At 33.6% G+C, this 12305-nt stretch carries 12 protein-coding genes; 3 read left to right on the plus strand and 9 right to left on the minus strand.

Translation table 11 applies throughout. The features are described 5' to 3' along the window. Positions 1-47: 47 nt before the first annotated feature. The gene (locus tag AC1EUY_RS03885; protein WP_480194189.1) at positions 48-755 is read left to right on the plus strand and encodes a hypothetical protein; all 708 of its coding nucleotides are present in this window, start codon (positions 48-50) and stop codon (positions 753-755) included. A gap of 1196 nt (positions 756-1951) precedes the next feature. On the opposite strand, the gene AC1EUY_RS03890 is transcribed toward AC1EUY_RS03885, so the two are convergent. The 6 genes from AC1EUY_RS03890 to AC1EUY_RS03915 all read right to left on the minus strand — a co-directional run bounded on the left by AC1EUY_RS03890 (position 1952) and on the right by AC1EUY_RS03915 (position 8219). Continuing rightward, positions 1952-2098, minus strand: a complete 147-nt coding sequence (locus AC1EUY_RS03890; RefSeq protein ID WP_480194190.1) for a hypothetical protein — start codon at positions 2096-2098, stop codon at positions 1952-1954. Positions 2099-2113: 15 nt separating this feature from the next. After that, positions 2114-3007, minus strand: coding sequence for a gliding motility-associated ABC transporter ATP-binding subunit GldA (gene gldA / locus AC1EUY_RS03895; protein ID WP_480194191.1), 894 nt, complete (start codon positions 3005-3007; stop codon positions 2114-2116). Positions 3008-3099: 92 nt separating this feature from the next. Then, complete coding sequence (locus tag AC1EUY_RS03900; protein WP_480194192.1) at positions 3100-3909, minus strand: M57 family metalloprotease; 810 nt, start codon at positions 3907-3909, stop codon at positions 3100-3102. A gap of 262 nt (positions 3910-4171) precedes the next feature. After that, a complete protein-coding gene (locus AC1EUY_RS03905; protein ID WP_480194193.1) occupies positions 4172-5947 on the minus strand; it encodes a ribonucleoside-diphosphate reductase subunit alpha in 1776 nt (591 codons plus the stop codon). A 2-nt stretch (positions 5948-5949) separates the two neighbouring features. Next, positions 5950-7224: a ribonucleotide-diphosphate reductase subunit beta gene (locus tag AC1EUY_RS03910; RefSeq protein ID WP_480194194.1), complete on the minus strand. Its 1275-nt coding sequence runs from the start codon at positions 7222-7224 to the stop codon at positions 5950-5952. Positions 7225-7649: 425 nt separating this feature from the next. Then, on the minus strand, positions 7650-8219 hold the full coding sequence (locus AC1EUY_RS03915) for a DUF3109 family protein (protein WP_480194195.1): 570 nt from the start codon (positions 8217-8219) through the stop codon (positions 7650-7652). A gap of 120 nt (positions 8220-8339) precedes the next feature. Here AC1EUY_RS03915 and AC1EUY_RS03920 point away from each other — a divergent pair, with 120 nt between their 5' ends. Together AC1EUY_RS03920 and AC1EUY_RS03925 are read left to right on the plus strand one after the other, a co-directional pair. Further along, a complete protein-coding gene (locus AC1EUY_RS03920) occupies positions 8340-8918 on the plus strand; it encodes a MarC family protein (RefSeq protein ID WP_480194196.1) in 579 nt (192 codons plus the stop codon). Further along, entirely contained in the window at positions 8918-9526 is a 609-nt protein-coding gene (locus tag AC1EUY_RS03925) for an FAD-dependent oxidoreductase (RefSeq protein WP_480194197.1), read from the plus strand. The genes AC1EUY_RS03920 and AC1EUY_RS03925 overlap by 1 nt, the downstream gene beginning before the upstream one ends. Before the next feature lie 35 nt (positions 9527-9561). Here AC1EUY_RS03925 and AC1EUY_RS03930 read toward each other — a convergent pair whose 3' ends face one another. From AC1EUY_RS03930 to AC1EUY_RS03940, 3 genes are all read right to left on the minus strand, one after another. Further along, entirely contained in the window at positions 9562-11163 is a 1602-nt protein-coding gene (locus AC1EUY_RS03930; RefSeq protein WP_480194198.1) for a S41 family peptidase, read from the minus strand. Next, complete coding sequence (locus AC1EUY_RS03935; RefSeq protein ID WP_480194199.1) at positions 11153-11584, minus strand: deoxycytidylate deaminase; 432 nt, start codon at positions 11582-11584, stop codon at positions 11153-11155. Before AC1EUY_RS03935 ends, AC1EUY_RS03930 begins: the two co-directional genes overlap by 11 nt. A 101-nt stretch (positions 11585-11685) precedes the next feature. Beyond that, the gene (locus AC1EUY_RS03940; RefSeq protein ID WP_480194200.1) at positions 11686-12267 is read right to left on the minus strand and encodes a HupE/UreJ family protein; all 582 of its coding nucleotides are present in this window, start codon (positions 12265-12267) and stop codon (positions 11686-11688) included. Positions 12268-12305 lie beyond the last annotated feature (38 nt).

The raw sequence follows: 12305 nt of genomic DNA on the forward strand, positions 1-12305 counted from the left end.
TATAAAGTCTCTAAAATTTATGTTAATTTTATATTAAAACCTATATTATGAGGTTAAAGCTACGTTTAATTTATCTGTTTACTATACTTTTATTTATTAATTGTACTAATGATGATAATGCTTCAGATGAAGAAGTATTTCAGGGTACTGATGCTCAAATTTCCGAATTATTCAGCCCTGGAGTATTGGAAGCTATGAAAGAATTAGGTCTGACTGTATATCTTGGTGCCAATCCCCCAAATATAGAAGGTTCTTATCTTTTTAATGAGCGTACCCTAACAGCTACTAACGTGCCTCAAGATGATGGTCAACTAGGAACTGAAATTATTGACTTATTACAAACTTTCTCAAATCAAAACTCAGAAGATAATACCATTGATGTTTTAGGAAAAGAATTCTTTTCTATGATTGTCGTTACTGAGCTAAAGGGTCCTGGATTTTTCATATCAGGAGAAGGAAATAATTTTAGTGTATACTTTAAAGTAACTATTGATAATCTAGCCAACGGAACATCTGCTGAGTTGGCATATGTAGTATCAGGCACTATTAATGAACAGGGCATTATCAATGCTGAAGAAGCCGCGATTATGTTAGATAACTTTGGTAATCCTAGCGGCACATGGATTCCTAACAATACGGGAAGAGTATTTTTAGAAGCTGATAACTTGGCGGAAAAGGTAACCGAAGATTTTCTTGGCCAAAATAAGCAAGGCGCGGTTAATTCAGATGCTAAAAATTTTATGTCAATATGGTGATTAAAAACAATATTTTAGTATTGTACTGATTATAAAATTTTTAGATAGTAGCTTCCAACACTTCTATTAAAACTGATAAAAAAATACTTTAAACGTTAGTTCAGAATCTAACACTACCAAAAACCAAATGCCCTTGAAGAAACTGCTAAAAGGTATTTTTGGAAAGAAAAAAAGAAAGAAGAAACTAAAAAGGATACGATGGATTAGTGCGTTAATATACCCTTATAGACCCCTCAAAGATACGATAAATTCCCTTCTTGAGAAGGGGGTTTACTTTGGAACAGGAGGTGTTTATTAGAGATTAATCTTAACCATTTAAATCTAACGTCATTACGAGGAGCTGTGATATAGCGACGTGGTAATCTCAACAATTAGAACTCCAATTGAACAGATTGCTTCGCAATGCTCGCAATGACGAGATAATAAAAGCATTACAATCGCTTTCTTAAAATATGTAATAAACCAAAGACCCAAATAATTAACGGATTAATCGAGCGCTAATGAGAGTTAATAACCACGCATTACAATCGCGCGGCAGCGGGGAATTAACTGTATGCTTCAAGCCTAAAGCTTTTTAGCTTATTAGATTTCTTATCCAGAGATTTTGTCATTTCGAAATGAGTCTACCAAAGGTGGACGATTGAGAAATCTCAACAATTAGAACTCCAATTGAACAGATTACTTCGCAATGCTCGCAATGACGAGATAATAAAAGCATTACAAACACTTTCTTAAAATAGGTAATAAACCAAACCCAAATAATTAACGGATTAGTCGAGCGCTAATGAGAGTTAATAACCACGCGTTACAATCGCGCGGCAGCGGGGAATTAACTGTATGCTTCAAGCCTAAAGCTTTTTAGCTTATTAGATTTCTTATCCAGAGATTTTGTCATTTCGAAATGAGTCTACCAAAGGTGGACGATTGAGAAATCTCAACAATTAGAACTCCTATTTAAAAGATTGCTTCGCAATGCTCGCAATGACGAGATAATAAAGGCATTACAATCGCGCGGCAGCGGGGGAACAGGAGGTGTTTATTAGAGATTAATCTTAACACATTTAAATCTAACGTCATTACGAGGAGCTGTGATATAGCGACGTGGTAATCTCAACAATTAGAACTCCTATTTAAAAGATTGCTTCGCAATGCTCGCAATGACGAGATAATAAAAGCATTACAAATGCTTTCATGATTTATTTTTCGTCTTCACTGGCATTCTTAATATCATATCTAATGTCAAAATCATACTTGTGAATCACCTCTTTATTATTCTCACGGAGAATAGGCAATTTTAACATTAATACAACAAATGTTATTGCCAATATAACTTTCAGTACCATTCTTAGTCAATTTCATTACTTCGTCAAACTTCTAAATAAGCTTTCTAAATCTTGGTTTTTTACTTGCGACTGTAAAAGTTTGAGTCCGTTTTCTTGCACAAAGTCAAAAATTGCTGGCCGCATATCTTCCTTCGTATCAAAACTTAATTGCCAAGTCGTATCGTTTAGGTTTATCGCTTTTACCAATTTGGGTAATTTGTTGATAAGTTCTTTTTCGATTTTTACATCAAATTCTACCTCGACAAGTTGTTGCGTTCCACTTTTAAGATCCGCTATCTTTTTATCGGTAACAATTTCTCCTTTATTAATAATGATAACCCGATCGCAAACAGCTTCTACCTCTTGCATAATATGTGTAGATAGTAATACAGTTTTGGTTTTTCCTATTTCGCGAATTAAACCACGAATTTCTACCAATTGATTGGGGTCTAAACCCGTAGTAGGTTCGTCTAAAATTAATACTTCAGGGTCATGTAGTAATGCTACTGCGAGTCCACAACGTTGACGATAACCTTTAGAGAGTTGGCTGATCTTTTTATGACTTTCTGGCGACAATCCAACTTGCTCAATTACTTCATTAACATGTGCTTTTGAAATACCATGAACATCGGCATAAAAGCGGATATATTCTTTAACGTACATCTCTAAATACAATGGATTATGCTCAGGAAGATAGCCTACTGATTTTTTTACTTCCATAGGATTTTTAGAGACATCAAATCCGTTTACCAACACCACACCTTGGGTCTGTGAAATATAGGAAGTAATAATCTTCATCATGGTAGATTTACCAGCACCATTAGGGCCTAAAAAACCCACAATTTCACCCGACCCAATAGTAAAACTTACCGTATCTAGTGCTTTCTGTGAACCGTATATTTTTGTTACTTCTTGTACCTCTATAGACATGTTAAAAATTTATAAGTCAAATTTACATATTCTATTTAAAATAAAAGAGGCCGCCTATCGGCAGCCTCTTAAAATTCATTAAAAATATCTTATTAGTACACCTCTAATAGTGCTGTAATATCACCAGCAGTAAACGGTCTATCAGTACCATTACTACATGCTAGCATCCAAGAACCGTTTTCAGCTCCAGTTGGAGTACCAGGAATATAGATAGCACCTACACCTGCATCACCTTCGTCACCACCTCTTCCACAACTAAAAGCGCGGTTAAAATAATCTGTATGACGGAAACCTATAGCATGGCCAATTTCATGAGCTATTACTGTTGCTGCGTCTGCAGGTACACCACCTCTACGAGGGTTATAAACATCTGAATTTAATACGATCGGCGTAGCAGGGTCTCCATTTGCATCAGGGAAACCAGCACTACGTCCTAAAATAGTACTTCCACGAGATTTTCTTAATTTTTGAGATAAAATATCAATGTCTGCTCCTTCACTATTTGCTCTTTGGAATGTAATATCTAATCCTAACGAATTATAACGATTTAATGCATCATCAAAAGCAGCTTGCATAGTAGCGTTAAAATCAACATCCATATACACAGAAATTACTCTTCCATCTGGGCCTACAATATTGTTAGTTCTGTAATGTTTTTTGTTATCAAGACTTGGCTGTAATTCATTTATTTGAGCTTCCGTTAAAAAGATATCACCTTCAACAACATACCCCTGCTTACCATTAAAAGTATCGGCAAACACATCTTCAGTGCTAAAACCAGCTTTCTCTATTTTAGCTAATACACTAGCTTTTACATTTCCTTCTTCTACGGTATCAGAAGTACAAGCGACAAATACAGAAGCAACAAATGCTGCAACTGCAAAAAATTTAATTGTTTTCATAAAAAATATTTAATTTATTGATTAATCTGCGCGAATATAATAAAACAATCTATATTATTTCTAAATTTTTGGTTAAAAAAATATTTTAATGTTATTTTTTTAACAATTGAGTTTATACTTATTAGACTTCTTATTGTCAGTACTTTAATAAAATTTCAAAAAACAAAAGAGGAGCATTTTTTACTCCTCTTTAACTGCGTTCGTTAAACTAAACCCTAATTAGTTACTTAAGAACTACACATTATATTTATAAGCTGTTTTACTATCCTTCGCAGCTTGTACATTCTTTTTTCTGCTTGAATTTTTGCGCAGCATTCATACTATGTTGATAGTACAATGACTTTAGACCCATTTTCCAAGCAGTAACATAAATTTTATTAATATCTTTTACGGGCATATCTGGGTGTACCATTAAATTAACCGATTGCCCTTGATCAATATGATTTTGACGTGTTGATGCCTGATATACTATGGTTAACTGATCAATTTCTGAATAGGTTCTAAACACATCTTTTTCGTGCTCTGAAAGAAAATCTAAATGCTGTACAGAACCATCACGATCACGAATACTTCGCCATACATCACTCGTATTTCTGCCTTTTTCTTCTAAAAGTTCTTCTAAGAAAGGATTTTTAATCGTTGTTTTAATTTTCGCAATGTCTTTTACATAACAATTTGACCAAATAGGCTCAATACCCTGCGATACTTGTCCCAAAATAAACGCTGAAGAGGTTGTTGGTGCTACAGCATTTAACGTTGTATTACGTCTTCCATATCCCTTTAACACCTCAGGCTCACCAAATAGTTCTGCTAATTCTTCTGAAGCTTTATACGACTTCTGTTTTATGGTTTTAAAAATTTCATTGTTCAAATTATACGCCTCTTGGCTATCAAACGCTAACATTTTAGATTGTAAGAACGAATGCCATCCTAAAGCACCAAGACCTAGTGCTCTATTATTCTTAGCGAAATTATACGCCTTTTCCATAAACATAAATGTCTGCTGGTCATCGCGTTTTGGAGAATCTTTATATACCTCTAACTTAGTAATAAATTCTTCCATCACAGCATCTAAGAAATAGGTAAGTGTTTCTACAGCATCGGTGTTTTTCCATTTATCATAATGCAACACATTAATCGACGATAAGCAGCATACAAACGACCAATTATCATTAGAAGGCAACATGATTTCAGTACATAGATTACTCGCATAAATTTCTAGATTCTTATCTTTATATGTATCTACACTTCCATTGTTTGCATTATCTCTAAAGAAAATATACGGATAGCCTATTTCACCTCTACGCTGTAATACTTTGGCCCAAATAGCTCGTTTATCGATATCACCATCGATCATTTCTTGCATCCATTGGTCACCAACAGAAACCCCATGTGTTAGTTCTTGAATCGGATTTCCTTCGGTACCTATTTCTAAAAACTCATGAATATCTTTATGATCTATGGGTAAGTATGGTGAAAATCGACCTCTTCTCACTGAACCTTGACTTACCACATCTACCATTTTTTCAAACAATTGCATGATATGTACCGACCCTGATGATGATCCGTTATTTTTTACCTCAGCACCTCTTGGGCGTATTTTACCAAAATATCCTGAAGTACCTCCACCTAACTTAGACATCATACCTACTTCAGATTGTGTATATAAAATATCACCCATATCATCTGAAATATGAGAACCAAAACAACTAATTGGTAAGCCTCTTTTTTTACCAAAATTCGACCAAACAGGTGATGCTAACGAGAAAAATCCTTCAGCCATGTAGCCATAGAATTTGTTAGCAAATCCTTTAATCTTTAAAATTTCTTCGGCTCTATTCGCGATCTCTCGTATGCGCTCTTCGGGAGTCGTATCGTCTGTTAAATAGCCAGATTCTAAAAATTTACGGCTGTTTTCTGTAAGCCATTTAATTTCTGGCTCTTGCGCATTTTTTAGAGCTTCCTTTCTTGCACGTAATAGTTGCTCTTGATCTGAAAGTTGTTGCTGTTCTTGGGTTAAGGGTGTGTTTAGCTTCATAATTAAAATAGGTCGTCACTGGTTATACTTTTTGTTCTTTTGCTGTAGTTGATTGAACGTTTCACAAAGAAATCTCCGTGCTTGGTTCCGATAATTTCATCATCAAACCATTCTGTATATTGTAAAAGGTTTTCATCTATATCGAATACTTTTTCTATACCGATACTCTCTAATGAGTTGTTAAACCTGTTCTTTATGAATTCGTTGATGACAACTTTAGGTAAAAATTCTAATTCTCCTTTCTCAAAAATCCAGTCAATAATGCGACTTTCAGCGTCAAAGGCTTCTCTACATAAATCTTGTACAATTAAATTATATTCTTCACCAAACCAAGTTGGGTTTTCTTCTTTAATAATCTTAATTACATCGATACCAAAATCGCCGTGAATCTGTTCTTCTTTAGAAGTAGCTTCTACAACATTAGACACTCCTTTCAACACGTTTTTGTGTTTATTAAATGCCATAATGATCAAAAACTGAGAAAAAAGTGATACATGCTCGATAAAAAGAGAAAAAAGTAAAATAGACTCAGAGTACTCTTTTATGTCTTCACTTTTCGCATTTTTTAGTGCGGTATCTAAATAATGAACCCTACGCATAATTACGGGGTTCTTTTTTAATTTTTTAAATTCATTATTAAGCCCAAGAATCTCTAATAAATGTGAATAGGCATCGTGATGTCTTACTTCACTTTCTGCAAACGTAGCACCTACCGAACCTATTTCTGGTTTTGGCATTTTTTGATACATATCACCCCAAAAAGATTTTACGGCTACTTCTATTTGAGAGATGGCTAACATGGTATTTTTAATAGCACTTTTTTCTACCTCGTTTAAGCCTGTTTTAAAATCTTGAACATCGCTAGTATAATTGTATTCTGTATGAATCCAATATGAATGTCTAATGGCATTTACATACTCATACAACTGAGGGTAATCGTAGGGCTTTAGATTAATTCGCTTTTCAAAAATATTAGGCTTTCTTTTGCGTGCTTGCTCATCTCTATATAATATATATGCCTTCGCAACATCATGAAACGTGCTGCTCATTAAGGTATCTTCAACAATGTCTTGTACTTCTTCAACCGTAGGTATATAATTAGCATCTCTTACCTTACGTTCAATTAACACATCAAGAACCATATTAGAAATTTCTTCTGCATCTTCTTTCGTACCATTTTCTACAGAAATCATTGCCTTTTCTATGGCGTTGGTGATTTTACTTAGTGTGAAACTGGTGGTTTCGTAATCTCTTTTTATAATTTCTGTAATTTCCATAATTCTTGCGTTAGTTGGTAAAAGCTCTCTTTTTGAGTAAAAAATTCTTAACCTATCAAAGTAATTCTATGAAGAATCGCTTTTAAGTTTTGTTTGTTGAATAAAACTGTTTCGGGTAATTCTTTCTCAAAAGATCTTGAGATAAAATTGACATTGACAAATATGGATTTTTTACTTGAAAAAAAAAACTCATAATTATCCACAAACAAGGGCGAGTTTTTAACAAAAACCTAAAAGATCAATATTTATGTTAACACAAACTTAACATATAAAGTATTGACTTTCAATTTTTTATAATTTTAACATTTTAGCTCGTAAGCGGAGTTTACTGGGTTTTCTACGATTCTGCGTAAAACGAAAAAAGAGTCAATGAAAGTTGACTAGAAAAATTATATAATTAGAAAAATTGGATCATTATTTTTTAATCACTTCTTAATCTTTTGAGCCACCTTTTCTAATTCGGCATACCAATCTTCACCAAATTTTCTAATGAGTGCTTCTTTTACAAATTTGTAGATGGGCACCTGAAGTGCTGCGCCTAACGTACAGGCATCATCGCAGATCTGCCATTTATGATAATTCACAGCTGCAAATTCTGAGTAATCTTGTACGCGAACTGGATACAAATGGCAAGAGATAGGTTTTTTCCAATCAATTTTTCCATCATTATAAGCCTGTTCTATACCACATTGTGCAATACCTTTCTTATCATAATTTATATAAACACAGCTATCATCACTCGGAATGAGCGCAGTCTCGTATTCGCCATTTATCGTAACAAATAATCCTTGATCTTCGATAGCTTCAATACCTTCTTTCGTTAAATACGGTTTTACTTTGGGGTAAATATCCATCAAAACCTTAAGTTCTTCTTCTTTAAGCGGGGCACCAGCTTCGCCATCTACACAACAAGTGCCTTTACATGCTGAAAGGTTGCAAACAAACTCATTTTCTATGATCTCTTCTGAAACTATGGTTTTACCAAGCTGAAACATCTTCTAAAGATTATAACATAATAAGGCAAAAATACTTATTTTTTTCTCTGTAACTTTACAATTATTTAATGTTGTAATCAGATCTTGTTTAGCTACTTTTGCCAAAAAAATAAACCATATATGAACTTCGATTTTAAAGAAATTTTTACTGCTTTTATGGTGTTATTTGCAGTGATTGATATTATAGGAAACATTCCTATAATAATTGATTTAAGAAATAAAGTAGGGCATATTCAATCTGAAAAAGCCTCGATGATTGCAGGTGTCATTATGATCATTTTCTTGTTTTTAGGACAAAGTTTACTAGGTCTTATCGGAATCGATGTGAATTCTTTTGCCGTTGCAGGTGCGTTTATCTTATTCTTTATAGCGCTTGAGATGATCTTAGGTATTACTTTATATAAAGATGATGATGATGGTACTATAACGGCTTCTGTTTTTCCGTTAGCTTTTCCCTTAATTGCCGGACCAGGAAGTTTAACAACATTACTTTCGCTACGTGCTGAATTTCATATTGAAAATATTATTGTAGCTGTATTAATAAATGTATTATTAATTTATATTGTACTTAAAACTTCTGCTAGAATTGAACGGTTTATTGGCCCGAATGGAATCAAAATTATCAGAAAAATATTTGGTGTTGTACTATTAGCTATTGCTGTGAAATTATTTGCTGCTAATATTAAAGTTTTATTTTAATGTATGATGCATTGGTCATTGGAGGAGGTGCGGCTGGAATGTCTTGTGCTTTGGTCTTAGGATCTGCTAAAGACAAGCCTTTTACTGAAGGTAAAAAAATAGGCATTATCATGCATCAAAAAACATCACATTTGCAATCCGCTCTATTTAACAACGTATTAGGATTGCCTCCTAAAACTACTGGGCGAAAAGTTCTCGAAAATGGCAAACAACATTTGTCTGATGTGTATTCACACATTGAACAAATCCAAAATGAAAAAGTAATTGAGGTTACGCGAGAACCAAACGCTTTAAAAGTTATCACTAATAAAAATACTTATCAAAGTAAGATTATAGTAATTGCTATTGGCTATACTAATAATTTTGATATCAAAGGATTAGAAACCTATACCATACCACATCAAAAATCTAAACCCGTAAAAGAGCGTATTGAGCTAAAAAATAACGATCATTTAGTAACTGAGGGTATTTATGTAGCTGGCACCTTGGCAGGATGGCGCAGTCAGTTTGCTATTGCCTGCGGTAGTGGAGCTTCGGTCGCTACCGATATTCTTACCCTTTGGAACAATGGTGAACACGTAAAAGTACATGATAAAGTACACTCATAGAAATTTCTAAAAAAGATTCCCTTTTTCATGGCAATTTAATGCTTAACGTAATCTACTTGTCTATCGAGCAATTTTACGCGTTGTAACATTTTATCATTTTGATTTAAAATCGAGTAAAACAAATTATCATCATATAACATTTGTGCAAACAATGATTTTAAATAGAATTTTACATACTTTACATTTTTGATTTTTCGATTGATCTGCGCATCTTCTTTTAGATATTTCTGATATGCATCTAAAATGGTAGTATTGTCATCAAAATCACTTAAAAAATCTTCTTTTTTATAGGCTTCTAACGCTGTTCTATGTTCATCAACATATTTAAACACAAAATCACGCATCGCACCAAAATGGTAATTTGGTAGGTACGCTGTCGTATCTATCGCAACAAAAACATCGGGTATAATACCGCCACCTCCATATACTACTTTTCCTTTAGGTGTAGTATATTTAAGTGAATCTACTTTTTTAATACTATCAGCGTTTTGCAATTCTCCGTTAAGATAACGCTCATGAAAATTATCGTTATAATATTGGTCTGGATTATCACCTTTATAGGGTTTTTGAATCGATCTACCCGTAGGGGTATAATATCTTGAAACTGTTAAGCGAACCGCAGAACCATCACCCAATTCCATTTCTTGTTGTACCAAACCTTTACCGAAAGAACGTCGCCCTACAATAAGACCTTTATCGTTGTCTTGTAAAGCACCAGCGACAATTTCACTAGCAGATGCAGAATTTTCGTCAATAAGCACATATACTTTACCCTTTTCGAAATCTCCTTTTGCCGTGGCAAATGCTTTGTCTATTTTTCCCCCTTTGTTTTTTGTAAAAACAATTAATTTATCATCTTCCAAAAATTCGTCAACCATTTGCGTCGCAACATTCATAAAACCACCTTGATTTCCTCTTAAATCAAGTATGAGACTCGTCATATTTTGATCGACAAGCGCATCTAATCCTTTTTTAAACTCTTTATATGTAGTAGCTGCAAAACGATTTACTTTTATATATCCTAAGCTATCATTAACCATATAGTAAGCGTCAACACTTTTAATGGGTACCTTTCCTCTTTTTATGGTAAAATCTAATAGTTCAGCCGCTGATTTTCTATAAACCTTTATGTTTACCTTGGTATTAGGCTTTCCTTTTAATCTACTGATAATAAATTCATTATCTAAATTTTTACCATAGAGTGTATCCTTTTCGGCAATAAGAATACGATCTCCATTTTTTAATCCAGCTTTCGCACTAGGGCCACCGTCAATAACATCTACAACGGTAATAGAATCATTATGCATTCTAAACTGTACGCCAATACCTACAAACTCACCATTCATACGTTCGGTAATACCGTCATGATCTGAAGCAGGAATATATACTGAATGCGGATCTAGTTTCCCTAAAATCTGTTTGATGGTTCCATCAAGTAAACTATCAGTATTTACTTTATCTACATAATCATATTGTATATAATCAATAAGCCTTTTAATCTTTGCTTCTTGCGGATTGTTATTAAATAACGCAACCGTACTTTTCTTTGGAAAGTTTAAGGTGCTTCCTATAAATATCCCCAAGATTACGGCAAATGAAAGCAGTAAGGGTATGTAAATTTTATTTTTAGAATTCATTTTCTTTAATATGTACTAACTCAACGCCAGCTTTTGCTAAAAATTTTAATCCGGCATCATCTTTATAAGCATCTGCGTACACCAACCGTTTAATGCCTGATTGATGGATGAGTTTACTACACTCTTTACAAGGTGACATCGTAATGTATAATGTGGCTCCTTGGCAACTCTGTGTAGATGATGCAACTTTTAATATCGCATTCGCTTCGGCATGCAAGACGTACCATTTTGTGTAATTGTCTTCGTCTTCACAAATATTTTCAAAACCAGTAGGGGTACCATTATATCCGTCTGATATAATCATTTTATCTTTTACAATTAATGCGCCTACTTGTTTTCGCTTACAGTATGATAACTTCGCCCATTCTTTTGCCATTTTTAAATAGGCCATATCATACTTTTTTTGCTTTTCTTCAGTCATGTAATTTACGATACTGATTTTCAATTAAAAGCCCGAAATTACTAGTTATATTTTATAGTAACTAAAGTACAGCTAAAAATTGTTTGATGCCTGTTAAACTTTTACCAAATTTTTCTTTCAAAAAGCATTGGTAATACAATGCCAATAACGATTGACGAAAGAATGAGAATCCAATCTCTCTTTTTTATTTTTAAGATATCTTGAGCAATAAACCCTGCTAATAAAATTAGAATAACGACTACTATCTGTGCAAATTCTACACCCAATGCAAAATAAAGTAGGGGCAGCAACTTAGTATCACTATCCTCTATGGTAATTTTTAACAAACTTGATAAACCCAAGCCATGAATCAACCCGAAAAACAAGGCAAAAAATTGATTAATGTTAGATTGATGAAATTTTTGCTTACTCGCCATTACCAAATTCACAAAAGCTGTAATAAAAATGGTAAGTGGAATTAAAAATTCTACCAACTCAGCTTTCACTTTTACAATTTCAAATACCGACAATGCTAGCGTAATGGTATGCCCTATGGTAAAGAATGTAATTAACAACAATGCTTTTTTCCAGTCTTTAAAGCTATACACTACCGCCAATACAATAAAAAATAAGATGTGGTCGTAGGCATTCCAATCTAATACATGGCGAAATGCTAATTCAATAAACAGTTTAAAATCATCCATTTTTAAAAAATAAAGCCAAATTAAACTAAAGATTCTGT

Source organism: Maritimimonas sp. 2210JD6-3 (genome assembly GCF_056591795.1).

Coding starts and splice junctions, on each gene's coding strand:
- AC1EUY_RS03890 (WP_480194190.1), bottom strand. CDS start 2,098: ATGGTACTGAAAGTTATATTGGCAATAACATTTGTTGTATTAATGTTA.
- AC1EUY_RS03930 (WP_480194198.1), bottom strand. CDS start 11,163: ATGAATTCTAAAAATAAAATTTACATACCCTTACTGCTTTCATTTGCC.
- gldA (WP_480194191.1), bottom strand. CDS start 3,007: ATGTCTATAGAGGTACAAGAAGTAACAAAAATATACGGTTCACAGAAA.
- AC1EUY_RS03910 (WP_480194194.1), bottom strand. CDS start 7,224: ATGGAAATTACAGAAATTATAAAAAGAGATTACGAAACCACCAGTTTC.
- AC1EUY_RS03905 (WP_480194193.1), bottom strand. CDS start 5,947: ATGAAGCTAAACACACCCTTAACCCAAGAACAGCAACAACTTTCAGAT.
- AC1EUY_RS03920 (WP_480194196.1), top strand. CDS start 8,340: ATGAACTTCGATTTTAAAGAAATTTTTACTGCTTTTATGGTGTTATTT.
- AC1EUY_RS03940 (WP_480194200.1), bottom strand. CDS start 12,267: ATGGATGATTTTAAACTGTTTATTGAATTAGCATTTCGCCATGTATTA.
- AC1EUY_RS03915 (WP_480194195.1), bottom strand. CDS start 8,219: ATGTTTCAGCTTGGTAAAACCATAGTTTCAGAAGAGATCATAGAAAAT.
- AC1EUY_RS03935 (WP_480194199.1), bottom strand. CDS start 11,584: ATGACTGAAGAAAAGCAAAAAAAGTATGATATGGCCTATTTAAAAATG.
- AC1EUY_RS03925 (WP_480194197.1), top strand. CDS start 8,918: ATGTATGATGCATTGGTCATTGGAGGAGGTGCGGCTGGAATGTCTTGT.
- AC1EUY_RS03885 (WP_480194189.1), top strand. CDS start 48: ATGAGGTTAAAGCTACGTTTAATTTATCTGTTTACTATACTTTTATTT.
- AC1EUY_RS03900 (WP_480194192.1), bottom strand. CDS start 3,909: ATGAAAACAATTAAATTTTTTGCAGTTGCAGCATTTGTTGCTTCTGTA.